General features: G+C 71.3%; 18 protein-coding genes and 1 pseudogene. 7 read left to right on the top strand and 12 right to left on the bottom strand.

Going from position 1 to position 24,792, the window contains the following annotated elements; translation table 11 throughout:
• Nucleotides 1-91: 91 nt before the first annotated feature.
• From ACZ499_RS11765 to ACZ499_RS11750, 4 genes are all read left to right on the top strand, one after another.
• The gene (locus tag ACZ499_RS11765; protein WP_468674054.1) at nt 92-1,096 is read left to right on the top strand and encodes an FG-GAP-like repeat-containing protein; all 1,005 of its coding nucleotides are present in this window, start codon (nt 92-94) and stop codon (nt 1,094-1,096) included.
• 229 nt (nt 1,097-1,325) lie between these two features.
• A complete protein-coding gene (locus tag ACZ499_RS11760) occupies nt 1,326-2,288 on the top strand; it encodes an FG-GAP repeat domain-containing protein (protein WP_468674052.1) in 963 nt (320 codons plus the stop codon).
• 239 nt (nt 2,289-2,527) lie between these two features.
• Complete coding sequence (locus ACZ499_RS11755; protein WP_468674050.1) at nt 2,528-3,457, top strand: FG-GAP repeat domain-containing protein; 930 nt, start codon at nt 2,528-2,530, stop codon at nt 3,455-3,457.
• 216 nt (nt 3,458-3,673) lie between these two features.
• Nucleotides 3,674-4,594 carry an FG-GAP repeat domain-containing protein gene (locus ACZ499_RS11750; RefSeq protein WP_468674048.1) on the top strand — a complete coding sequence of 307 codons (921 nt, stop codon included), beginning with the start codon at nt 3,674-3,676 and terminating at the stop codon, nt 4,592-4,594.
• A gap of 95 nt (nt 4,595-4,689) precedes the next feature.
• On the opposite strand, the gene acnA is transcribed toward ACZ499_RS11750, so the two are convergent.
• The gene (gene acnA, locus ACZ499_RS11745) at nt 4,690-7,419 is read right to left on the bottom strand and encodes an aconitate hydratase AcnA (RefSeq protein WP_468408421.1); all 2,730 of its coding nucleotides are present in this window, start codon (nt 7,417-7,419) and stop codon (nt 4,690-4,692) included.
• 351 nt (nt 7,420-7,770) lie between these two features.
• On the opposite strand from acnA, the gene ACZ499_RS11740 reads away from it, so the two are divergent.
• The gene (locus ACZ499_RS11740) at nt 7,771-9,297 is read left to right on the top strand and encodes a helix-turn-helix domain-containing protein (RefSeq protein ID WP_385539299.1); all 1,527 of its coding nucleotides are present in this window, start codon (nt 7,771-7,773) and stop codon (nt 9,295-9,297) included.
• Nucleotides 9,298-9,350: 53 nt separating this feature from the next.
• On the opposite strand, the gene ACZ499_RS11735 is transcribed toward ACZ499_RS11740, so the two are convergent.
• From ACZ499_RS11735 to ACZ499_RS11685, 11 genes and pseudogenes are all read right to left on the bottom strand, one after another.
• The gene (locus ACZ499_RS11735) at nt 9,351-10,898 is read right to left on the bottom strand and encodes an MFS transporter (protein ID WP_468674046.1); all 1,548 of its coding nucleotides are present in this window, start codon (nt 10,896-10,898) and stop codon (nt 9,351-9,353) included.
• Between the two features lie 143 nt (nt 10,899-11,041).
• A complete protein-coding gene (locus tag ACZ499_RS11730; RefSeq protein ID WP_371655243.1) occupies nt 11,042-11,752 on the bottom strand; it encodes a GntR family transcriptional regulator in 711 nt (236 codons plus the stop codon).
• Between the two features lie 28 nt (nt 11,753-11,780).
• Entirely contained in the window at nt 11,781-12,656 is an 876-nt protein-coding gene (locus ACZ499_RS11725) for an ornithine cyclodeaminase family protein (RefSeq protein WP_468674087.1), read from the bottom strand.
• A 101-nt stretch (nt 12,657-12,757) separates the two neighbouring features.
• Nucleotides 12,758-13,759, bottom strand: a complete 1,002-nt coding sequence (locus tag ACZ499_RS11720; protein WP_385539305.1) for a proline racemase family protein — start codon at nt 13,757-13,759, stop codon at nt 12,758-12,760.
• Between the two features lie 2 nt (nt 13,760-13,761).
• Complete coding sequence (locus ACZ499_RS11715) at nt 13,762-14,691, bottom strand: dihydrodipicolinate synthase family protein (protein WP_468674042.1); 930 nt, start codon at nt 14,689-14,691, stop codon at nt 13,762-13,764.
• Nucleotides 14,692-14,810: 119 nt separating this feature from the next.
• A complete protein-coding gene (locus ACZ499_RS11710; protein WP_468674039.1) occupies nt 14,811-16,247 on the bottom strand; it encodes an FAD-dependent oxidoreductase in 1,437 nt (478 codons plus the stop codon).
• Nucleotides 16,228-16,539 (bottom strand): annotated as a pseudogene (locus ACZ499_RS11705) ((2Fe-2S)-binding protein); the annotation flags it as partial. The gene ACZ499_RS11710 and the pseudogene ACZ499_RS11705, both read right to left, overlap by 20 nt.
• A 182-nt stretch (nt 16,540-16,721) precedes the next feature.
• Nucleotides 16,722-17,909: an NAD(P)/FAD-dependent oxidoreductase gene (locus ACZ499_RS11700; protein ID WP_468674037.1), complete on the bottom strand. Its 1,188-nt coding sequence runs from the start codon at nt 17,907-17,909 to the stop codon at nt 16,722-16,724.
• Between the two features lie 77 nt (nt 17,910-17,986).
• A complete protein-coding gene (locus tag ACZ499_RS11695) occupies nt 17,987-20,344 on the bottom strand; it encodes a collagenase (RefSeq protein WP_468674034.1) in 2,358 nt (785 codons plus the stop codon).
• 281 nt (nt 20,345-20,625) lie between these two features.
• On the bottom strand, nt 20,626-21,024 hold the full coding sequence (locus ACZ499_RS11690) for a RidA family protein (RefSeq protein WP_468674031.1): 399 nt from the start codon (nt 21,022-21,024) through the stop codon (nt 20,626-20,628).
• Nucleotides 21,021-22,130, bottom strand: coding sequence for an acyl-CoA dehydrogenase family protein (locus ACZ499_RS11685; RefSeq protein ID WP_468674028.1), 1,110 nt, complete (start codon nt 22,128-22,130; stop codon nt 21,021-21,023). The genes ACZ499_RS11690 and ACZ499_RS11685 overlap by 4 nt, the downstream gene beginning before the upstream one ends.
• A gap of 166 nt (nt 22,131-22,296) precedes the next feature.
• Here ACZ499_RS11685 and ACZ499_RS11680 point away from each other — a divergent pair, with 166 nt between their 5' ends.
• Both ACZ499_RS11680 and ACZ499_RS11675 read left to right on the top strand, forming a co-directional pair.
• Nucleotides 22,297-23,916 carry an AMP-binding protein gene (locus tag ACZ499_RS11680; RefSeq protein WP_468674025.1) on the top strand — a complete coding sequence of 540 codons (1,620 nt, stop codon included), beginning with the start codon at nt 22,297-22,299 and terminating at the stop codon, nt 23,914-23,916.
• Nucleotides 23,917-23,920: 4 nt separating this feature from the next.
• Nucleotides 23,921-24,766, top strand: coding sequence for a PaaX family transcriptional regulator (locus tag ACZ499_RS11675; protein WP_468674023.1), 846 nt, complete (start codon nt 23,921-23,923; stop codon nt 24,764-24,766).
• Nucleotides 24,767-24,792: the final 26 nt, after the last annotated feature.

The following is a 24,792-nucleotide window of genomic DNA, read 5'->3' as shown; positions in this document are numbered from 1 at the left end:
CATGTAAAGGAGTCATGGCAAGATTCCGGTGAAACCCGTGGCGCGTCTCGTCTGCTGAGGCGCGCCACGTCGCATCTGAGCCTCATGGATCATGGAGAACTACGTGGCCAAGAATCTGGCCAAGGATTCCGGGACCTCCGGAACTTCCGAGACCTCTGGGACGTCTGGGACTTCCGGCAGCAAGCGGAGCCGGATAGCCGCCCGGATCGGCGCCGCCGTGGCCGCCGCCGCCCTCGTCGGCACCGGTGCGACCGCGGTCGCCGCGGCCAGTCCGCCGAAGCCGTTCACCGCCGCCACCCCGGCGCCGTCGGCGCCGTCGCTCGCCCGGTCCGGCGCGATGACCTCGGCGCCCAGCCCCGAGGCCCCCCAGTTCGACCTGTTCGCCGCGGACCGCGCCAACACGCTCTACGGCTACATCCGCGACGGCGGCGGCGCCCTCAGCCCGCGCGCCAAGATCGACACGGGCTGGGACGCCATCAAGTGGACGACCCAGGTCGACCACGACGCCGACGGGTACGCCGACGGCTGGTGGGAGTGGGACAAGAACGGCACGATGTACTACGCCGCGGACGACGCCACCGAGCCGTGGACCGTGGGCGGCGGCTGGAACACGTACAACCTGCTGGTCTCCCCCGGCAACCTGGGCGGCGCCGCGGCCGGCGACCTGCTCGCCCGTGACACCACCGGCGCCCTGTACGTGTACCTGGGCTACGGCACCGGCAAGCTGGCGACCCGCTACAAGGTCGGCGGCGGCTGGAACACGTACAACCAGATCGCGGGCAACGGCGACCTGACCGGCGACGGCAAGGCCGACATCGTCGCCCGCGACGCCTCGGGCACGCTGTGGCTCTACAAGGGAACGGGCAACTACAAGGCCCCGTTCGAGGGCCGCACCAAGATCGGCGGCGGCTGGAACACGTACAACGCCCTGTTCTCGATGGGCGACCTGGACCTGGACGGCAGGACCGACCTCATCGCGCGCGGCAGCGACGGCTCCCTGTGGCGCTACTCGGGCACGGGCAACGCGGCGGCGCCGTTCGCCGGGCGCAAGAACATCGGGACGAGCGGCTGGAACACGTACCGCCTGTTCTTCTGATCTGTTCCGAGCTTGACCTGCGGATACGAACGGGCCGCACTCCCGGGAACGGGAGTGCGGCCCTTTCCGTTGCCCCCGCGTCCACCCTCTGTCGCTGTTCCGCACTCAAACAGGTTGACAGGTAAAGGAGTTGTGTAAGGATCTCGATGATCGCGTGACGTGTCCCGGCGCACGGTTCACAGGCGTGCCCGGCGCCGCGTCATGGCTCATCGACTCAATGGAGAGATACGTGGCCAAGACTTCTGGCCGTACGCGTGGGCGGAGAGCCGCCGCCCGTCTCGCTGCCGCGGCGGCTGCCGCCGCCCTCGTCGGCACCGGCGCCTCCGCGTTCGCGGCCGACAACCCGACTCCGTCCGCCAAGGCGTCGGTGAAGGCGGCCGCCGACAAGGCAGCCGCGCACGCCGCGGCGAAGGGCGCCAAGCACGGCGTCACGAAGGCGGACGACCCCAACGGCGCCTACCCGGTCTTCCCGCTGATCGGCGTGGACCGCTCCGGCAACAGCTACGCCTACCTGCCGGACTACGAGGGCGGCTTCTCGCCCCGGATGCAGCTCGACGAGGGCCAGGGCGGCCTGAAGAACGGCGCCCAGGTCGACAACGACGCCGACGGCGTCGCGGACGGCATCTGGAAGTGGGACACCAAGGGCACGATGACGTACGAGCCGTACGTCGAGCTGGAGAACACCACGGTCGGCGGCGGCTGGAACATCTACAACACCCTGCTCTCCCCGGGCAACCTGGGCGGCGCGGGCGCCGGCGACCTCCTGGGCCGCGACTCCTCGGGGAACCTGTACCTCTACCTGGGCTACGGCAACGGCAAGCTGACCTCCCGCTACCTGGTCGGCGGCGGCTGGGGCCAGTACACGGCGCTCGCGGGCAACGGCGACCTCACGGGTGACGGCAAGGCCGACATCGTGGCGCGCGGCGGCGACGGCACGCTGTGGCTCTACAAGGGAACGGGCAACTACAAGGCCCCGTTCGAGGGCCGGGTCAAGATCGGCGGCGGCTGGAACATCTTCAACGCCCTCGTCTCCTCGGGCGACGTGGACCTCGACGGCACCACCGACCTGCTCGGGCGCGACGCCGCGGGCGCGCTGTGGCTGTACAAGGGCACCGGCAACGCCGCGGACCCGTACAAGGCGCGCGTCAAGATAGGCAACGGCGGCTGGAACACGTACCGGCTGCTGTTCTGACGCCTGGTCCTTACGGCAGATAACCGGAGGGCCGCATTCCCTTAGGGGCAATGCGGCCCTTTTGGGCGTTTTTGGGATACGGCGCATGAACAAGGGGCGAGAAATAGCTGTTGTCTTGATCCCCTTTGTCGCGAAGCGGGTTGACAGGTAAAGGAGTCGTGAAACGATTCCGCTGAACTCGTGACGCGACTCGACACCCGAGCCGCACCACGTCTCAATCACGACCAATGGAGACATACGTGGCCAAGATCTCTGGCCGTAAGCGTGGACGGATAGCTTCCCGTCTCGCTGCCGCGGCGGTTACCGCCGCCCTCGTCGGCACGGGCGCCTCCGCCTTCGCCGCCGACAACCCCTCGGCGAAGCCGTTCAAGGCTCCGGCGGCCAAGCCGGCCAAGGGCGCGCTGGCCAAGGCGCAGGCGTCCAACGTGGGCGACGCTCCGGTGTTCGGCCTGAACGCCGTCGACAAGGCCGGCGACCTGTACTACTACGCGCCGGACGGCAACGGCGGCCTTGAGTCCCGGCAGAAGTACGACTCGGGCTGGAACGGTCTCAAGTGGGTCGGCCAGGTCGACCAGAACGCCGACAACCTCACGGACGGCGCCTGGGAGGCCGACTACAACGGCAACCTGTCTTACGCCGCGGCCGACGGCTCCCAGCCGTGGAAGGTCGGGGGTGGCTGGAACACCTACAACGCCCTGCTCTCCCCGGGCAACCTGGGCGGCGCCGGTGCCGGTGACCTCCTGGGCCGCGACTCGTCCGGCACGCTGTACCTGTACCTGGGTTACGGCGACGGCAAGATGACGTCCCGCTACACCGTGGGCGGCGGCTGGGGTCAGTACACCCAGATCGCGGGCAACGGCGACCTGACCGGCGACGGCAAGGCCGACATCGTGGCGCGCGGCGGCGACGGCACCCTGTGGCTCTACAAGGGCACCGGCAACTACAAGGCGCCCTTCGAGGGCCGCACGAAGATCGGTGGTGGGTGGAACACCTACAACACCATCTTCGCCGCGGGCGACATCGACCTGGACGGCAAGGCCGACCTCATCGGCCGCGACGCCACGGGCGCGCTGTACCTGTACAAGGGCTCCGGCAACGCCGCGGACCCGTTCCAGGGCCGTGTGAAGATCGGCACGAGCGGCTGGAACACGTACCGGCTGTTCTTCTGATCGACCGTCGGGTCCCTGACCTGAGGTGACGGAGGGCCGTACCGCTTCGGCGGTGCGGCCCTTCGGCATCTGAGGGCGCGTCGACAACCGGCCGTGACGATTCCCGCACAAACCTGTTTGGAAGATGTGAGAAAGCCGTGAAACGATCTCGTTGATCCTGTGGCGGGCCGCACCTCGTGAGGCGCGCCATGTCTCAACAACTCCATGGAGAAATACGTGGCCAAGACTTCTGGCCGTACGCGCGGACGCATAGCCTCGCGCCTCGCCGCCGCGGCGATCACCGCCGCGCTCGTCGCGACGGGCGCTTCCGCCGTCGCGGCGGACAACCCCGGCAAGTCCGCGACCGACGCCAAGCCGAAGGCGAAGAGCGGCGTCACCGCGTCGCGTTCGAACGCGGTCTCCGCGGTCTCGTACTTCGCGCTGTACGGCGTCGAGCGCAACGGCTTCGTGTACGGTTACGCGCCCAACGGCAACGGTGGCCTCGGCGACCGCCAGTACACCGGCTACGGCTGGGAGCGCACGCGGGACATCGCGCAGGTCGACCACAACAACGACGGCCACGCGGACGGCTTCTGGGCCCGCGAGAACAACGGCGATCTGCTCTACCAGCCCTTCGGCGGCAAGAACTTCAAGGTCGGCGGTGGCTGGAACACCTACAACCACGTGTGGGCCGTGGGCAGCCTCGGTGGCGCCGAGGCCGGCGACCTGCTCGCGCGTGACGGCAGCGGCAACCTGTACCTGTACCTCGGGTACGGCAACGGCAACATGACGTCCCGCTACAAGGTCGGCGGCGGCTGGGGCCAGTACACCCAGATCGCCGGCAACGGCGACCTGACCGGCGACGGCAAGGCCGACATCGTCGCCCGCGACGGCTCCGGCAACCTGTGGCTCTACAAGGGAACGGGCAACTACAAGGCCCCGTTCGAGGGCCGCACCAAGATCGGTGGCGGCTGGAACACGTACAACACCCTCGTGTCCGTCGGTGACATCACCGGCGACGGCCTCACCGACCTGATCGCCCGTGACGGCAGCGGCGCCCTGTGGCGCTACTCCGGCAACGGCAGCGCCCGGGACCCGTTCGAGTCCCGCGTGAAGATCGGCAACGGCGGCTGGAACACGTACCGCCTGCTGTTCTGACCGGACCGGCTCTTCCTTGAAGCGCCGCGCATGACGAAGGGCCGCACCCCGGAGACGGGGGGCGGCCCTTCTGCCGTACCGGCAGAGCCCGATCCCTAGTTACGGATCAGGTTCCGCAGCACGTACTGCATGATCCCGCCGTTGCGGTAGTAGTCCGCCTCGCCGGGGGTGTCGATGCGGACCACCGCGTCGAACTCCACGCCCGTGTCCGTGGTGACCTTCACCGTGCGCGGGGTCGTGCCGTCGTTCAGCTCGGTGACGCCCGTGATGGAGAAGGTCTCCTCGCCGGTCAGGCCGAGGGAGGAGGCCGTGGCGCCCTCCGGGAACTGGAGCGGGAGGACGCCCATGCCGATGAGGTTCGAGCGGTGGATGCGCTCGTACGACTCGGCGACGACGGCCTTGACGCCGAGCAGCGCCGTGCCCTTGGCGGCCCAGTCGCGGGACGAGCCCGAGCCGTACTCCTTGCCCGCCAGGATGACCAGCGGGATGCCGGCGGCCTGGTAGTTCTGGGAGGCGTCGTAGATGAAGGAGACCGGGGCGCCCTCGACCGTGAAGTCGCGGGTGAAGCCGCCCTCCGTGCCCTCCGCGATCTGGTTGCGCAGGCGGATGTTGGCGAACGTGCCGCGGATCATGACCTCGTGGTTGCCTCGGCGCGAGCCGTAGGAGTTGAAGTCGCGGCGGTTGACGCCGTGCTCCGTGAGGTACTTGCCGGCCGGGGTGTCGGCCTTGATCGCACCGGCCGGGGAGATGTGGTCGGTGGTGACCGAGTCGCCCAGCTTGGCCAGCACGCGGGCGCCGGAGATGTCGGTGACCGGGGTCGTCTCCATCTGCATGCCCTCGAAGTAAGGGGGCTTGCGGACGTAGGTGGACTGCGGGTCCCACTCGAAGGTGTTGCCCGTCGGGATCGGCAGCGCCTGCCACTGCGCGTCACCCGCGAAGACGTCCTGGTAGGACTTGTTGAACATGTCCTCGCCGATGGCGTTGGCCACGACGTCGTTGACCTCGGCCTCGGTCGGCCAGATGTCCTTGAGGAAGACCGGGTTGCCGTCGGTGTCGGTGCCGATGGCCTCGGTGGTGATGTCGACCTTCATCGAGCCCGCGATGGCGTACGCGACGACCAGCGGCGGGGACGCCAGGTAGTTCATCTTGACGTCGGGGTTGATCCGGCCCTCGAAGTTGCGGTTGCCGGAGAGCACCGAGGTGACCGCGAGGTCGTGCTCGTTGACCGCCTTCGAGATCTCCTCGTCCAGCGGACCGGAGTTGCCGATGCAGGTGGTGCAGCCGTACCCGACGAGGTTGAAGCCCATCTTGTCCAGGTACGGGGTCAGACCGGCCTTGTCGAAGTAGTCCGTGACGACCTTCGAGCCCGGGGCGAGCGTGGTCTTGACCCACGGCTTGCGGGACAGGCCCTTCTCGACCGCCTTCTTCGCGACGAGGGCCGCGGCCACCATCACGTACGGGTTCGAGGTGTTGGTGCAGGAGGTGATCGCGGCGACGGTGACGGCGCCGTGGTCGATCTCGTACGTCGAGCCGTCGGCGGCGGTGACCAGCGTCGGGCGGGTCGGCACGCCGTTGGCCGAGGCCGGGGCGTCGGAGGCCGGGAAGGACTCCTTGCCCGCCTCGTCGTCGTCCTCGACGTAGTTGCGCACGTCCAGGGCGAACTGCTGGGAGGCGTTGGCGAGGACGATGCGGTCCTGCGGGCGCTTCGGGCCGGCGATGGAGGGGACGACCGTGGAGAGGTCGAGCTCCAGCTTCTCGGAGAAGTCGGGCTCGGCGGCCGGGTCGAGCCAGAGGCCCTGCTCCTTGGCGTACGCCTCGACGAGCGCGACCTGCTGGGCGTCGCGGCCGGTCAGGCGCAGGTACTTCAGGGTCTCGTCGTCGATCGGGAAGATCGCGGCGGTGGAGCCGAACTCCGGCGACATGTTGCCGATGGTGGCGCGGTTGGCCAGCGAGGTGGCGGCGACGCCCTCGCCGTAGAACTCGACGAACTTGCCGACGACGCCGTGCTTGCGCAGCATCTCGGTGATCGTGAGGACCAGGTCGGTGGCGGTGGTGCCCGGGTTCAGCTCACCGGTCAGCTTGAAGCCGACGACGCGCGGGATGAGCATCGAGACCGGCTGGCCGAGCATCGCGGCCTCGGCCTCGATGCCGCCGACGCCCCAGCCCAGCACACCGAGGCCGTTGACCATGGTGGTGTGCGAGTCGGTGCCGACCAGGGTGTCGGGGTACGCCTGACCGCCACGGACCATGACCGTGCGGGCCAGGTGCTCGATGTTGACCTGGTGGACGATGCCGGTGCCCGGCGGGACGACCTTGAACTCGTCGAACGCGGTCTGGCCCCAGCGCAGGAACTGGTAGCGCTCCTTGTTGCGGCCGTACTCCAGCTCGACGTTCTGCGCGAAGGAGTCCTTCGTGCCGAACTTGTCCGCGATCACGGAGTGGTCGATGACCAGCTCGGCCGGGGCCAGCGGGTTGATCTTCGCCGGGTCGCCGCCGAGCTCCTTGACGGCCTCACGCATGGTGGCGAGGTCGACGACACAGGGCACGCCGGTGAAGTCCTGCATGATCACGCGGGCCGGCGTGAACTGGATCTCCTGGCTGGGCTGCGCCTGGGAGTCCCAGCCGCCGAGCGCCCGGATGTGGTCGGCGGTGATGTTCGCGCCGTCCTCGGTACGGAGCAGGTTCTCCAGCAGCACCTTCAGGCTGTAAGGGAGGCGCGCGGAGCCCTCGACCTTGTCCAGCTTGAAGATCTCGTACGACTCGTCGCCCACCTGCAGCGTGCTGCGGGCGTCGAAGCTGTTCGCCGACACGACAGTCTCCTTCATATATGTGCGCGTTCCACCGCATCCTGCCGCCACGCTGGATAGCCAATCCGTTAAGGTAAGGCTAAGTTAGGTCACCCTTACCGCCGCAGTGGCGGTGACGTGCGGCCGCGGTGCGCCTCGGCAGATATCTCGATGTCGAGATAACTCTAGTACATGGGCGGCCGCTGGTCATGTGCGGGCACGCCCCGCACACGCGCGGGGGTCGCCCCGGAGGGTCCCGGACGGATGCACTCCGGTTGCCCCGGCGCCCCCACCGCCCGACCATCAGAACTGACGTTGCTTCACACGGCCCTCACCCTGACGGCGCATCCCAACAGGAATCTCATCTCATATGTGAGATAACCTGCCGCCATGTCAGACGACTACCTCGTACGCATCGGCAAGCTCATCCGTGACGCCCGGCAGCACCGGGGCTGGACACAGACGCAGTTGGCCGAGGCTCTGGGCACGAGCCAGAGCGCCGTGAACCGTATCGAGCGCGGGAACCAGAACATCAGCCTTGAGATGATCGCCCGCATCGGTGAAGCCCTCGACAGCGAGATCGTCTCGCTCGGCTATGCCGGGCCCATGCATCTGCGGGTGGTCGGCCGGCGCCGGCTCTCCGGCTCCATCGACGTCAAGACGAGCAAGAACGCCTGCGTGGCGCTGCTCTGCGGCTCGCTCCTCAACAAGGGCCGTACGGTGCTGCGCCGGGTGGCCCGTATCGAAGAGGTCTTCCGGCTCCTGGAGGTCCTCAACTCCATCGGGGTGCGCACCCGCTGGATCAACGACGGCGTCGACCTGGAGATCGTGCCCCCGGCCGAGCTCGACCTGGACGGCATGGACGCGGAGGCCGCCCGCCGGACCCGGTCCATCATCATGTTCCTCGGCCCGCTGCTGCACCGCATGGACCGCTTCCGGCTGCCTTACGCGGGCGGCTGCGACCTCGGTACGCGCACCATCGAGCCGCACATGATCGCCCTGCGCCGCTTCGGCCTGGAGATCACGGCCACCGAGGGCATCTACCACGCCGAGGTGACGCGGACCGCCCCGGACCGCCCGATCGTCCTGACCGAGCGCGGCGACACGGTGACCGAGAACGCGCTGCTGGCCGCGGCCCGCCACGACGGCGTCACGGTCATCCGCAACGCCTCCTCCAACTACATGGTCCAGGACCTCTGCTTCTTCCTGGAGGCGCTGGGCGTACGGGTCGACGGCGTCGGCACCACCACCCTGACCGTGCACGGCGTGCCGAACATCGACGTCGACGTCGACTACTCGCCGTCCGAGGACCCGGTCGAGGCGATGAGCCTGCTCGCCGCCGCCGTGGTCACCGAGTCGGAGCTGACGATCCGCCGGGTGCCGATCGAGTTCCTTGAGATCGAGCTCGCGGTCCTGGAGGAGATGGGCCTGGACCACGACCGCTCGGCGGAGTACGCCGCCGACAACGGCCACACCCGGCTGATCGACCTCACGGTCCGCCCCTCCAAGCTGGAGGCGCCGATCGACAAGATCCACCCGATGCCGTTCCCCGGCCTCAACATCGACAACGTGCCGTTCTTCGCGGCGATCGCGGCAGTCGCCCAGGGCAAGACCCTCATCCACGACTGGGTCTACGACAACCGTGCGATCTACCTCACGGACCTCAACCGCCTCGGCGGCCGCCTCCAGCTCCTCGACCCGCACCGGGTGCTCGTCGAGGGCCCGACCCGCTGGCGCGCGGCGGAGATGATGTGCCCGCCCGCGCTGCGCCCGGCGGTGGTGGTCCTGCTCGCGATGATGGCGGCCGAGGGCACGTCCGTACTGCGCAATGTGTACGTGATCAACCGCGGCTACGAGGAGCTGGCGGAGCGGCTCAACTCGGTGGGCGCGCAGATCGAGATCTTCCGGGACATCTAGCGACAACTCACTCGCCGGTCCCCGGTCCCTGAGATCGTCCCCGCCGGGCGGCCTCAGGGACCGGGGGTCTTTCCGCCCTGGAGGCGTTCCAGGTCCTCGGGGCGGACCTGGATGGCCAGCAGGGCGATCACCGCCGCCACGATCGCGAAGATCGCGGCCACGATGAAGGCCGTGGAGACCCCGGAGGCGAGCACCTGGTCGCTCCAGGGGCGCGGGAGCTTGCCGGTGCGCTGGAACATCAGGCGCTCGGCGGGGCTCGCCTGTTGCAGGAACTTCGGCACCTGGTCGGTCGCCTCGTTGCGGCTGGCCGTACCGAAGACCGTGACCAGGATGGACAGACCCAGCGAGCCGCCCACCTGCTGGGTGGCGTTGAGCATGCCCGAGGCGGCGCCCGTCTCGTGTACGGGCACACCGGAGACGGCCATCAGCGTCAGCGAGACGAAGTTCAGTCCCATGCCGAGGCTGAAGACGAGCATCGGGCCCAGGATGCTGCCCGCGTACGTGGAGTGGATGTCGGTGAGCGTCAGCCAGGACAGTCCCCCGGCGGCCAGGATCGAGCCCGTCACCATGAAGGGCTTGGGGCCGTACTTCGGCAGCAGTTGTGAGGCGATCCCCGCGCCCACCGCGATGACGGCGCTGACCGGCAGGAAGGCGAGCCCGGCCTTCAGCGGGCTGAAACCCAGCACGTTCTGCACGAACAGCGTGAGGAAGAAGAACATGCCGAAGATCGCGGCGGCGAGGCTCAGCATTATGCCGTAGGTGCCCGCGCGGTTGCGGTCTGCGAACATGTGCAGCGGGGTGATGGGCCGCTCCGAACGCCGCTCCACCAGGAAGAACGCGACGAGCAGCAGGACGGCGGCGGCGAAGGACCCCAGTGTGTACGGGTCGCGCCAGCCCTCCTGGGCAGCCCGGATGAAGCCGTAGACCAGCGCGGTCATACCGAGGGTCGACGTGAGCGCGCCGGCGAAGTCGAAGTGGCCCGGATGGCGCTCGGACTCCTGGATGTGCCGGGGCGTCGCCAGCGCGATCAGCACCGCGATCGGCACGTTGACGAAGAACACCCAGCGCCAGTCGAGCCATTCGACGAGGATGCCGCCCGCGAGCAGCCCGATCGCGCCGCCGCCCGCGGAGACCGCCGCGAAGACGCCGAACGCCCGGTTGCGCTCGGGGCCTTCGGTGAACGTGGTGGTGATCAGGGCCAGCGCGGTCGGCGAGGCGATGGCGCCGCCGACGCCCTGGAAGGCGCGGGCGGCCAGCAACTGGCCGGAGCTCTGGGACAGTCCGCCGAGGAGGGAGGCGACCGCGAAGAGCAGGACGCCGAAGACGAAGACCCGGCGCCGGCCGAGGATGTCGCCGGCCCGGCCGCCGAGCAGCAGCAGCCCGCCGAAGGTGAGCGTATAGGCGCTGACCACCCAGGCCAGGCTGGTCGTGGAGAAGTCCAGGGCGCTCTGGATGTGCGGAAGGGCGATGTTCACGATGGTGATGTCGAGCACCACCATCAACTGGCACGAGGCGATGACCAGGAGCGCGATCCCCTTGCCACCGCCCCTGCTGTCGGGGGCGGCGGCGGCGGTCGTGGGTGTCGGCTGCGAACTCGTCATGACGGACCTTGCCCTCGCACGAGGGGCGGTGGACGGCTCGTCCACCTCTCGACACTAAGCCCGGCCCCTGGGCCTCACCAGTCGATCAAGTCCCGGCCGCCCCAACGGCCCGCCGCCGCCCCGCAGTCGTCACCGTACGCAGGTCAGCGGTTGCCCAGCGTGCGCTTGGGGCGCGGCTCCACCGGCTCGTCGCGGGCCTGCGCCCAGAGCGAGCGGACGTGGCCGAGGTGGCGGGCCATGCACTCCTGGGCGGCGAGTTCGTCGCCCGCCACCATCAGGTCGAGGAGTTCGATGTGCTCCTCGGCCGAGGAGATGAGCTGGCCGCGCTCATCCAGCCTCGTCAGTCCGTAGAGACGGGAGCGCTTGCGCAGGTCGCCGACGGTCTCGACGAGCCGCTCGTTCCCGGCGAGGCCGAGGAGCTGGAGGTGGAAGCGGCGGTCGGCGTCGAGATAGCCGATGAGGTTGTGCTCGCGCGCGTGGGCGACGATCTCCTCGGCGACCGGCCGGAGTGCCTCCAGCTGCTCCACGGTGGCCAGCTGCGTCACCTTGCCGACGGTGGGCACCTCGATCATCGCGCGCAGTTCGGTGTACTGGTCGAGGTCGCGCTCGCTCACCTCGGTGATGCGAAAGCCCTTGTTCCGTACGGGTTCGACGAGCCCTTCGCGGGCCAGGTCCAGCATCGCCTCGCGGACCGGGGTGGCCGAGATGCCGAAGTCCGCGGCCAGCCCCGGGGCGGAGTAGATGTTGCCCGGGCGGAGTTCACCGGCGACCAGGGCGGCGCGCAGGGCGTGGGCGACCTGGTCGCGCAGGCGTTCCTGAGCGGTGATGAGATTGCGCTGTTTCAGGTCGCCCATGGCACTTCCTCCGTGAATCCGCGGAGGCTCAGCGTACAATGTCACGTTGCCCTCTCGGGCTGCACCGTGCACGGTGCCATGCCGCCGCCACGGCCAGATCCTCCCAGGCCATGCCCACACTTTTGAAGAGGCGGGGGCGGCCGGGTGCGACGGTGACCCGCCCGTTGACGAGCTCGGCGAGGGTGCCCGCCACCTGACCGGGCCCGATGGCGCCCTCGTTCAGCGGGATCAGCAGATCGCCCGCCTCGCGCAGGGCCGCCGCCCGCGACTCCACGTACACCGCCGAGCGCCGCACAAGCGCCGAGTCGGTTTCGCGGGCGCCCGGTTCGTGCGAGCCGACCGCGACCACGGTGGCCCCGTCCGCGACCAGCCGGCCGTCGAACAGCGGCTCGCGCGCGGTGGTGCAGCAGATGACGAGGTCGGCGTCGCGGACATCGTCCGGGGTGCCTCCGCGCGCCTCCACGCCGAGCGTTCGGGCGTACGCCACCAGCGCCTCGACGGCCTCGGGGCTGCGGGCGACCACGGTGACGGCCTTCAACTCCCGTACGGCCAGAGCCGCTCGCAGATGGCCGTACGCCTGCGGGCCCGCGCCGAACAGGACGAGGCGGGCCGCGTCCGGGGCCGCCAGGTGCGCGAGCGCGACGGCGGAGACGGCCGGGGTGCGCAGGGTCGTCAGGGCCGCGCCGTCGAGGAGGGCGAGCGGCAGCAGGGTCGCGCCGTCCAGGAGCAGATAGCTGCCGGTGATCCGGGGCAGACCGCGCGCGGGGTTGGCCGGGGCGACGCCCGCGATCTTCACCCCCGCGTACGCCCCGGAGGCGGCGGGCATCAGCAGCAACTCCCCCGCCGCGACCGGCAGGTTGACGCGCGGCGGGTCCGACTCGGGCTCGAACCCGCCGCGCAGCATGTCCGCCACGGCCTCCGCGGCCGCGGCGGGCGTGAGCAGGCGCGCGATCTCCTCCGCGCCGACCGGGGCGAGGTCCTGGCCGGGCACGTCCACGGGGGCGCTCACAGCAGGAAGCCGGCCGGGAAGGGGTCGGACGGGTCCAGGAAGTACTGGGCCGTCCCGGTGATCCAGGCGCGTCCGGTCACCGTCGGCACCACCGCCACGAGGCCTCCGACGGTGGTCTCCTCGACCAGCCTGCCGGTGAACTCCGTACCGATGAAGGACTCGTTGACGAAGTCGCGGTGGAGCGGGAGTTCACCCCGGGCGTGCAACTGCGCCATACGGGCGGAGGTGCCGGTGCCGCACGGCGAGCGGTCGAACCAGCCCGGGTGGATCGCCATGGCGTGCCGGGAGCGGACCGCGTCCGAGCCGGGCGCGGTGAGGTAGACGTGCTTGACGCCGCCGATCCCGGGGTTCTCCGGGTGCACCGGCCGGTCGGTCGCGTTGATGGCGTCCATGATCGCGAGCCCGGCGGCGAGCAGGTCGTCCTTGCGCGCCCGGTCGAAGGGCAGCCCGAGGTCGTCGAGGTGGACGAACGCGTAGAAGTTCCCGCCGTACGCGATGTCGTAGGTGACCGTGCCGTGGCCGGGCACCTCCACCTTGCGGTCGAGACCGAGGCAGAAGGAGGGCACGTTGGTGAGCGTGACGGACTTCGCCTCGCCGTCCTCCACCCGGACGTCGACGCTCACCAGACCGGCGGGGGTGTCGAGGCGGACCGTGGTGACCGGCTCGGTCACCGTCACCATGCCGGTCTCGACCAGCACGGTGGCCACGCCGATCGTTCCGTGGCCGCACATCGGCAGCAGCCCGGAGACCTCGATGTACAGGACGCCGTAGTCGGCGTCAGGGCGGGTGGGCGGCTGCAGGATCGCGCCGCTCATGGAGGCGTGGCCGCGCGGCTCGTACATGAGCAGCGTGCGGAGGTGGTCGAGGTGGTCGAGGAAGTGGAGCCGCTTCTCGGCCATGGTCGCGCCGGGGACGACACCGACTCCGCCGGTGATCACCCGGGTCGGCATGCCCTCGGTGTGCGAGTCGACCGCGTGGTAGACGTGACGTGTGCGCATGGTCAGCGGAGTCCTTCCGCGAGTGCCTTCTCGGTGGCCGCGCGGACCGCGGACTCCTGGTCCCCGGCGAGCGCGGCGCGCGGCGGGCGGACCGGGCCGCCGGGGCGTCCGGCGATGTCCATCGACAACTTGATGGCCTGCACGAACTCGGTCTTCGAGTCCCAGCGCAGCAGCGGGTGCAGCGACTTGTAGAGCGGCAGCGCGCTCTCCAGGTCCCCGGCGACGGCGGCGCGGTAGAGGCTGACCGAGGCGGCGGGCAGCGCGTTGGGATATCCGGCGACCCAGCCGACCGCGCCCGCGAGGGCGAGTTCGAGGAGCACGTCGTCGGCTCCGATCAACAGGTCGAGATCCGGGGCGAGTTCGGCGATCTCGTACGCCCGGCGCACATCCCCGCTGAACTCCTTGACCGCGACGACGCTGCCGTCCCGGTGCAGCTGGGCGAGGAGCGGGGGCGTCAGGTCGACCTTGGTGTCGATGGGGTTGTTGTACGCGACGACCGGCACTCCCGACCGGGCCACCTCGGCGTAGTGGGCGCGCACCGCGGCCTCGTCGGCGCGGTAGGCGTTCGGCGGGAGCAGCAGGACCGAGCCCGCGCCCGCCTCAGCGGCCTGCTCGGCCCAGCGGCGGCTCTCGGCGCTGCCGTACGCGGCGACGCCCGGCATCACCCGGGCGCCGTCGCCCGCCGCCTCCACAGCGGTGCGGACCACCCGGGCGCGCTCCTCGTCGGTGAGGGTCTGGTACTCGCCGAGGGAGCCGTTCGGCACGACGCCGTCGCAGCCGTTGTCGATCAGCCAGCGCACATGGGCGCCGTAGGCGTCGTAGTCGACGGACAGGTCGTCGCGCAGGGGCAGGGCGGTGGCGACCATGATGCCGCGCCAGGGCTGCCGGGCGGCGGAAGGGCGGGCGGACACGGCGGTCTGGGCAGACGTCATCGGTGACTCCCTAGTGTGGTGTGTGACATTTTACTGAATGCTGTACGTCGGCCACAAGAGCCCGCACCGGGTGATGACGGATGCCGTCAGCCTGCGGAGGGTGGCCCGGTGGGTCGTGGTCAGCTTGCGGAAGGCGGCAGTTGGGCGAGCCGGCCGAGCTCCACCGGGCAGGACAGCGGCCGCCGGTCCTCGGCCGGTCCGCCGCCCGCGAGGCAGGCCACGGCCTGGCCGCACATCCTGCCCTGGCACCAGCCCATCCCGGCCCTGGTCAGCAGTTTCACGCTCCGGGCGTCCTGCGCGCCGAGATCCGCCACGGCCTCTCTGATCCGCCCCGCCGGGACCTCCTCGCAGCGGCACACCAAGGTCGCGTCGTCGAGCCACCCGGTCCAGCCGTCCCCGGGCCGGTGCGCGGCCGCCATCGCGTCGGCGAACCGGCGCAGCCGCGCACGCCGCCGCACCAGGGCGGCGGCCCCACGCGGACGCGGGGCCCCCCGCAGCTCGTACGCGATCGCCGCAGCCGCCAATTCACCCTCCGCCAGGGCCAGTTGCGCACCCCCGATACCGCCGGTCTCCCCCGCCGCCCAGATCCCGGGCACGGAGGTGCGCTGCGCGGGGTCGAGGTCCAGGGCGAGAGTGCCGTCGGGCGTACGGCGGGTGGCGCAGCCCAGGCCGGTCGCCAGCTCCAGCTGGGGGACGAGCCCGTGGCCGACCGCGAGCGCGTCGCACACCACCCGGCGCTCGCTGCCCGGCACGGGCCGCCAGTCGCGGTCGAGCCGGGACACCGTCACGGCCTCGACGCGGTCGGTGCCGTGCGCGGCCGTCACCGCGTGCCGGGTCAGCAGCCGCACCCGGTGCCGCAGCAGCCCGCCGCCGTACTGCGCCCCCTCGCCCAGTTTGCCGGGGTTGCGGACGAGCGCGGGCAGTTCGCGTGCGTACGAGGTGTACGCGGACGCCTCGACCACGGCCGGGACGGCAGCGCCGGCCGCCGCGAGCGATGCGGCGACGGCGAGCAGCAGCGGACCGCTGCCCGCCACCACGACCCGCCTGCCGGGCAGCACCAGGCCGGACTTCAGCATGGCCTGTGCCCCGCCCGCGCCCACGACACCCGGCAGGGTCCAGCCGGGGAAGGGGAGTTGGCGCTCGTACGCGCCGGTCGCGAGCAGCACCGCCCGCGCCCGGACCACGGCCGGCGTCTCCTCGCCGCCGGGGCCGCTCGCGACCGCGTGCAGCAGCCACTCCCCCGTGGCCGCGTCCCGTACCACCGTCCAGACGTGGTGGGCGGCGAGGTGGGTGACGCGGCCGGCCCCGCGGTGGGCTTCGAGCCGGGACGCGCGCGTGGCGAACGCCTCCCAGTCGTGGTGCAGCGCCTCCGGGCGGGCGGCGCGCAGGCCCGGCGCGGGATGCCGGTAGAACTGCCCGCCGGGCCGCTCCCCCGCGTCCAGGACCGTGACGCCCAGGCCGAGATCGGCCGCCGCCACGGCGCCCGCGAGCCCGGCGGGCCCGGCGCCGACGACGGCCACGTCGATGACGGCGAGATCAGACGGCGAGGTCGGCATGGCCCGTGCCCTCCTGGGTGGTGATCACGTCGCCGGGGCGGGCCGCGACGAGGCAGGCGCGCTGGTTGGGGCGGCCGTTGACGGTGGCAAGGCAGTCGTAGCAGGAGCCGATCCCGCAGAACGCGCCGCGCGGCTCGCCCCCCGCGCGCGTGGTGCGCCAGGAGAGGATCCCGGCGGCCCACAGCGCGGCGGCGATGCTCTGTCCGGGCAGGGCGGTGAGCGTCCGGCCGTCGAAGGTGACGGTGAAGGCGGGGTCGGGCGTCGCCCGGACGAGGGCGGCGGGCGAGGGGGCGGCGCCTGTCGGGGCGGGGTGGTTCGGGGCGGCGCCGCGAGAGGTGGCGCCGTTGGAGGTGGCGCCGTTGGAGGTGGCGCGTCTGCCTGCCCCTCGCTGTGCAATGTCACCGGTGAACTTGTTCCACCACCGCGCACGCGGCGCGCCGGAGCCGCCTCCCTCCGTCCCGTACACCTTCGCCATCAGCCGACTCCCCGCTCGCACTCGCCCGCGTACTCCCCCGTCGCGAAACGGTCGGGCCTGAAGGGCCGGAGGTCAAGGGCGGTTCGCTCGCCCCTCAGCGCCGAGGCGATCAGCAGACCGGTGGCCGGTGCGAGGCCGATGCCCGCACCCTCGTGACCGCACGCGTGCAGCAGGCCCGGGACCCGGGGGTCGGGGCCGATCGCGGGCAGGTGGTCGGGGAGGTAGGGGCGGAAGCCGTGGTACGTACGGATCGCGCGGACGCCCGCGAGGACCGGGAACAGGGCTGCGGCCTGGGCGGCGAGGCGGCGCAGCGCCTCGGTGGACAGGGCGCGGTCGAAGCCCACCCGCTCGCGTGTCGCGCCGATCAGGACCGGGCCCGCGGCGGTGCCCTCGACCACCGCGGAGGACTGCAGCGCGGCCGAGCCGCTGGCGACGTCCGCGATGTAGTCGGCGGCGTACACCTTGTGCCGCACGAGGCGCGGCAGCGGCTCGGTGACCAGGACGAAGCCGCGGCGCGGCAGCACCGGCAGCGTGGTGCCCGCGAGGGCCGCGAGCTCGCCGCCCCAGGTCCCGGCGGCGTTGACGACGGCCGGGGCGAGCAGGTCGCCCTGCGGGGTGCGCACGCCCCGGATGCGGCCGGCCGGCCCGGTGAGGACCTCCTCGACCTCCTGCCCGAGGTGGGTCTCGGCGCCGAACTGGCGTGCCGCGCGCAGGAGTTGCGCCGCCGCCTGGGCGGGCTGGACCTGGGCGTCCTGCGGGTAGAGGAAGCCACCGGCGAGGCCGGGGGCGAGATGGGGCTCCAGGTCGTACAGCCGGTCGGGGGTGATCTCCCGTGCCTGCACCCCGGCCTTGCGCTGCTCCTCGGCGAACGCGCGCAGCGCCGTGAGGGCGGCCTCGTCGGGCGCCACGACGAGACCGCCCTTTGGCTCGTACTCGATCTCCGGTGGGAGGACGTGAGCGAGGTCGCGCCAGAGTCGGGTGGACAGCAGCGCGAGGTCGAGCTCGGGGCCCGCCTCCTTGTCGGAGACGAGCAGATTGCCTTCCCCCGCACCCGTGGTGCCGCCCGCGACGGGACCGCGGTCGACCACCGCGACGCGGAGTCCGGAGCGCCCCGCGTAGTACGCGCAGGCCGCACCGACGACTCCGGCGCCGACGATCACGGCGTCCAGGGGGTGTCTCTTGGGCACCACAGTAATATGTCACATTCTTCTAGAGGGACCAAGGGGCCGGAGCGGTCGGAGTCGCCCCGGCCCCAGGGGGGACGTCAGCTGCGCAGCGGGCCCTCACAGCTGTAACTGGAGGTGCCGCCCTTCTTGTTCGACCAGATGTCGACTGTCCCGAAGGAACAGTTCATGTCGGCGAGGTTGTTGCCCCCCTCTTCCGCCCGGTCGAGGAGGAAGTAGTCGACGGTCTCGGACATGTCCTCGAAGACCTGGTCCGGGTCGTTCGCGTCGGCCAGCCTCGCGGTGATCTTGCCCGTGCAGATGAAGCGGCGCTTGCCCGGGTCGCCGTTCTGGACGCAGTCCGGCTTGCTGTAGGTGGACTTGGCGAACGCGGTACGCACGCCCGACACGGCGGAGTACTTCAGCTTGGCGTTCGGGGTGTACTTGGTGTTGGGCACGTACAGCGTGTCCACCTTGGCTATCTGCGCGTCCAGGAACGCGTTGTACGAGGCCTGCAGGCCCGCGTCCCGGCCCATCCGGTTGCGCCAGGCGTCGAAGCCCGCCGGGTCGTCCGCGCGCAGGTACCCGTACATCTCCCGCAGCAGCGAGGGCCGCTGGTCCCACAGGTACTCGAAGAACGTGCCGGCGTAGTTGTAGAACCGGAAGCCGTCGCCGTCGTACGTGGCGTGCAGCAGCTGGTCGACGGTCATACGCGGGCCGCCGCCCGCCGTGTCGTTGATGATGCCCTTGACCAGCGACTTGCGCACGGCGATGCCGTCGTCGCGGGTGCCGCCGTCGAAGAACTCGGCGGTCCCCTCGTCCATGGCGGTGGTGCGGTCGCCGGTGTACCAGGCGCCCTCCCCGAACATCCCGGGCACCGCCCAGCGGCCGTTGAGGTAGTGCGTGTACTCGTGCCGGAAGAGCTCTTCGAGGGTGAGCGAGGAGTCCTGCGGCACCCGGCGCTGGTAGGTGTAGAAGGTCGCGCCGTCCTCGATGTACATCCCTCCGTTGCTGGTGGAGAGGCCGGTGAGGAACGGCTGGTAGACCTCGTAGTCGGCGCGCGAGGCGTACAGGTGGATGTGCAGGGTGGTGTTGGTGTCGCCCGCGAGCGGCTTGTCGGTGCCGAGCACCCGGAAGAACTGCGACTTCACCTGCTTGCTCGCGTAGTACAGCTGGTCCACGGTGGCCTGGTCGAGGGCGGTGCGGACCTGGATGGCGCCGTTGTCGTACGAGTACGTGTGGGTGAAGAGCTGGTTCTCGATCTGGTCCTTGCACACGTTGTACGGAGTGCACTGGCCATAGACGTTGAGCCAGCTCGCGAGCGAGAACCAGGGTGCGCTCATCTTGCCGAAGTTCGTCTGCGTGGTCGGCAGCAGGGCGCCGAGGTCGGGAACGATCTGGCTCTTGACGGCGTCGATCTGGCCGAAGCGGCCGTACTCCGACAGCGCGTCGCGGACCACCCAGGCGTTGGCCGTGCCCTTGAGGTGGGTGTAGCCGGAGAAGGCGCGGAAGGCGGCGCGGTAGGCGGGGTCGGCGGCCGCGGCGGCCTGGAACGCGGTGTCCTTGTTGCCCGGGTAGACGCCGAGGTAGTTGACGGAGAGCGCGGAGAGCGCGGCGCCGGCCCAGTCCGTGCTGGTGGCGGTCGGGGCGCCCGGGGCCATGGTCGCCAGGACCCGCTTGATCAGGGGGAGTTGGTACTGGCGCATGCCCGGCGCGCTCGCCGCGTACAGCGCCTCGCGCAGGGTCTGGGCGTTCTGCGGGGTGACGTCGAAGGTGTGCGCGGCGGAGCCGAGGGCGGCGACGGCCTCGCGCATCGCGTCGACCGTGGGCTGGTCGGTGACGTCTATCTCGTCGCGCCCGTAGTCCTGGTACGCGACCGCGTGGAGGTAGGTGAACAGTTCCAGCAGATGGCTGCTGTTCTTCCCGTCGTGGGACGCGGCGAGGCTGGTGGCGCGGCGGGCGACGGCCTGCACATGGGCGTCGGACATGACCGGCGCGAGGCGCGCGTCCCAGGTCCAGACGAGCCCGCGCAGACAGCCGTCGGCGGTGACGGCCGGGTCCGTGAGGAAGTCGGCGAGCCCCTGCGGGCTCAGACCCGTGATGCCGTCGAGGGTGCACGGGACGCCGGCGGCGCGCAGCGCGGAGTGGGCGGCCGGGACGACCGCGCGGGTCTGCGGCCCGGCTATGCGTCCGTCCTGATGGCCGCCGGGGGCGGGCAGCTGACGGGCCGTCTGCTTGGGCGCCTTGGCGAGGTGGTCGACCTCGTCGAAGGGGTTCGCCCCCTTGGCGGCGGCCGGGGCGGGCCGCGCACCGAAGGTGGCGGGGAGCGCGCGCGAGGCGTCGGCCTTGGCGGAGCGCGGGGCCTGCGCGGCCTGCGCCGCCTGCCCGGCGGTGACGAGCAGGGTCGCCGCGACAGCGGCGGCGAGCAGCGGCTTGCGCGCGGATCTGAGCTGGGACACCGAAGGCTCCTGTGTGGGAGGTGAGTTGGGGGGTGGCGCGGCGGTGCGGGGATGCGTGTACTGCGGCTGCGGCTCTGTCAGGTGGTGCGGTGTGCCGTGGTGCGGCAAGAGCGTCCCCGGACAGGACGAATTGCCCGACTGCGTACGGCACTTGGGGACCTGACGAGCCGTTCGCGTGACCTGTAACATAGTAATGTGAAATTGCACTGACAAGGCTTGTGCAGCCCCTATTTCCCCTCCCGTCACCTCGGGGTGACGCCGACGGGGTCAGCCAATGACCGTCAGTCCAGCACCGCGAACCCGTCCAGCTCCACCCGCGCCTGCTCGTCCCACAGCCGCACGACGCCGATCACCGCCATCGCCGGGTAGTCGCGCCCGGCCAGCCGGCGCCAGATGAGGCCGAGTTCATGGGCCCGGGCACGGTAGTCCGCGACGTCCGTGGTGTACACGGTGACCCGGGCCAGGTCGGCCGGGGTGCCCCCGGCGGCGGCGAGCGCGGCGAGGAGGTTGGTGAGCGCGGTCCGGAACTGTTGGGGCAGCGTCTCGCCCACCACCTTGCCGTCCGCGTCGAGCGCGGTCTGGCCCGCGAGGAAGACCAGCCGCCCGCCGGTGGCGACGACGGCATGGCTGAAGCCGGTGGCCGGGGAGAGTTCGGCGGGGTTCACCCGGTGGAGGCTCATCGGTACAGCTCCTTCGCGATGATCGTGCGCTGCACCTCGGTCGCGCCCTCGTAGATCCGGGGCGCGCGCACCTCGCGGTAGAGGTGTTCGAGCAGATGGCCCCGCCGCAGCGCCCGCGCGCCGTGCAGTTGGACGGCCGCGTCGACCACGTACTGAGCGGTCTCCGTGGCGAGCAGTTTCGCCATCGCCGCGTACTTGGGGACCTCCGGCGCTCCCCTGTCGTACGCGGCGGCCGCCCCGTACACCAGCAGACGCGCCGCCTCCGTGCGGGTCGCCATCTCCGCGACCTGGTGGGCGACCGTCTGGAGGTCCTTGAGCGGGCCGCCGAACGCGGTGCGGCGCGCGGTGTGCGCGACGGTCGCGTCCAGCGCCGCCTGCGCCATGCCGACCGCGAACGCGCCGACGCTCGGCCGGAACAGGTTCAGCGTGCCCATGGCGACGCGAAAGCCCCGGTCGGGCTCCCCCACGACGTCGTCCGCACCGACGCGCAGCCCGTCGAAGACGAGCGTGCCGACCGGGTGCGGGGAGAGCATGTCGAGGGGGGCGCCGCTCAGCCCGGGCCGGTCGGCGGGGACCAGGAAGGCGGTCACACCCCGCGCCCCGGCGCCCTCGGTGGTCCGGGCGAACACCGTGCAGAAGTCGGCCTCGGGGGCGTTGGAGATCCAGCACTTCTCGCCGCTGAGGCGCCAACCGCCGCCGTCCGGCTCGGCCTTGAGGGCGAGGGCGGCCGCGTCGGAGCCCGCGTCGGGCTCGCTCAGCGCGAAGGCGGCGACGGCCCGCCCCGAGGTGACCTCGGGCAGCCAGCGGGCCCGCTGCGCCTCGGTGCCGTGTGCGGCGACGGGGTGGGCGCCGAGCCCCTGGAGGGCGAGCGCGGTCTCCGCCTCGGTGCACGCGTACGCCAGCGACTCGCGCATCAGACAGAGGTCGAGCGCGCCCGAGGCGAACAGCCGCTCCAGGAGCCCGAGCTCACCGAGGGCGGCGACGAGTGGCCGGTTCACGCGCCCCGGGTCACCCTTGTCCGCAAGGGGCCGCAGCCGCTCCCCGGCGGTGGTGCGCAGCCATGCGCACCACTCCTGCTGCTCCGGCTCCAGCGCGAATGCGGGCATGGCGGTCCCTCTCGTCTCGCGTCCAGTCTCGCTGTGTCCCCGCCGCGTTCCGGTCAATCGACTCTTGTTTCACGCCTCGTGTTCACGCCGGACAACTCTTATCGCGAACCGTTGACTGTCGTCATCCAAACGATACGCTCCAGATGCGACAAGGGGGCGATCCCGTATGGAGCTGAAGACCTCAGCGCATGCCGACACGTTTTCCCGCGACCATCTGCCGCCCGCCGACCAGTGGCCGGAACTGGTCTTCGACCTCCCTGAGCTGCACTATCCCGAGCGGCTCAACTGCGGCGCCGAGCTCCTGGACCGCACGATCGAGCGGTTCGGCGCGGACCGGCCGGTCTTCCACACGCCGGAGGGCGCCCCGTGGACGTACGGCGAGCTGCGCACCCGGGTCGACCGGATCGCCCACGCCCTCACCACCGAGCTCGGTGTGGTTCCCGGCAACCGGGTGCTGCTGCGCGGGCCCACCACGCCGTGGCTGGCCGCGTGCTGGCTGGCGGTCATGAAGGCGGGCGCGGTGGCCGTCACCGTCCTCGCCCAGCAGCGGGCGCACGAGCTGGCCACCATCTGCGAGCTCGGCCGGATCGGGCACGCCCTGTGCGACGCGCGGTCGCTGGAGGACCTGGAAAAGGCCGCCGTGCCTGGCCTTCGTATCACCCCCTACGGGGGTAGTACGGCCGACGACCTGCTGCGCCTCGCCGACGCTCCCACGGCCCTGGGGCCGTTCACCGCAGTGGCGACGGCGGCGGACGACGTCGCGCTGATCGCGTTCACCTCGGGCACCACCGGCCGCCCCAAGGGCTGTATGCACTTCCACCGGGACGTGCTGGCCATCGCGGACACCTTCGCCCGTCACGTCCTGCGACCCCGGCCCGAAGACGTCTTCGCGGGCAGCCCGCCGCTCGGCTTCACCTTCGGCCTGGGCGGCCTGGTCGTCTTCCCGATGCGGGCGGGCGCCTCCTCGCTGCTGCTCGAACAGTCGGGGCCCAGGCAGCTGCTGCCCGCGCTCGCCCGGCACCGCGTCTCCGTCCTGTTCACCGCGCCGACCGCCTACCGGGCGATGCTGGACGAGCTCGACGGGTACGACGTGAGGGCGCTGCGGCGCTGTGTGTCGGCCGGGGAGAACCTGCCTTCCGCGACCTGGCGCGCCTGGCACGAGCGCACCGGGCTGCGCATCATCAACGGCATCGGCGCCACCGAGCTGCTGCACATCTTCATCTCGGCTGCGGACGACGAGATCAGACCGGGCACCACCGGGACGCCGGTGCCCGGCTGGCACGCGCGCGTGGTCGACGCCTCGGGTCAACCGGTGGTTGACGGCAAGCCGGGTCTGCTCGCGGTGCGCGGACCGGTCGGCTGCCGCTATCTGGCCGACCCCCGCCAGTCGGAGTACGTCAAAGGAGGATGGAACCTCACCGGCGACACCTATGTGCGCGAGCCCGACGGCTACTTCCGCTATGTCGCCCGCGCCGACGACATGATCATCTCGGCCGGGTACAACATCGCGGGCCCGGAGGTGGAGGACGCGCTCATGCGCCACCCCGACGTGGTGGAGACGGCTGTGATCGGCCGCCCCGACGAGGCACGCGGGCAGGTGGTCGTGGCGTACTGCGTACTGCGCGACGGGGTGGTGGGCGGCGAGGCCGCGGCCGGGCTGCTGCGCGACCACGTGAAGGCCGAACTCGCCCCCTACAAGTGCCCGCGCGAGGTCGTCTTCCTGGACGCCCTCCCCCGGACGCCGACCGGCAAGCTGCAGCGCTTCCGGCTGCGGGCCCTAGAGTGATCACGTGGCCGAGCAGCACACACCCCGATCCCTGATCGTCACCCTCTACGGCGCGTACGGGCGCGAGACGGCCGGCTCCCTCGCGGTCGCCGAGCTGATCCGCCTGCTGGCCGCCGTGGGCGTCGACGCCCCGTCCGTACGGTCCTCGGTCTCCCGGCTCAAACGGCGCGGGCTCCTGGTGCCCGAGCGCACCGCGAGCGGCGCCGCCGGGTACGCCCTGTCCGCCGACGCGCGCCAGCTGCTCGACGACGGCGACCGCCGCATCTACCCACACGCGCGGCCACGCGCGCGCGACGGCTGGGTCCTGGCCGTCTTCTCGGTCCCCGAGTCGGAGCGCAACAAGCGCCATGTGCTGCGCTCCCGGCTCGCGGGGCTCGGCTTCGGCACGGCGGCGCCCGGTGTGTGGATCGCCCCGGCACGGCTGTACGACGAGACCCGGCACACCCTGGAACGGCTCCAACTCGCCCCCTACGTCGACCTGTTCCAGGGCGAGCACCTGGGCTTCGCGCCGACGGCCGAGGCGGTCGCCCGGTGGTGGGACCTGACGGCGATCGCCAAGCAGCACGACGAGTTCCTGGGGCTGCACGAGCCCGCGCTGCGGGCCTGGGAGACGCGCGCGCACACGTCGTCCGAGGTGCCGCCCGAGGAGGCCTACCGGGACTATCTGCTCGCCCTGGACTCCTGGCGCCGCCTGCCGTACGCGGACCCGGGTCTGCCCGCCGCCCTGCTGCCGCCCGACTGGCCGGGCGAACGGGCGGCGGAGGTGTTCCGCCGTCTGCACGCCCGACTGCGGGACGCGGGGGCGGCGTTCGTACGGCGAGGGCCGGAGACCGGAGGGGCCGACGTCTGACGGCTGACAGCTGGGCGCTGGGCGCT

The sequence above is a fragment of the Streptomyces sp. NPDC031265 genome (assembly GCF_055570295.1).
This window is presented reverse-complemented; position numbering and strand designations above follow the sequence as displayed.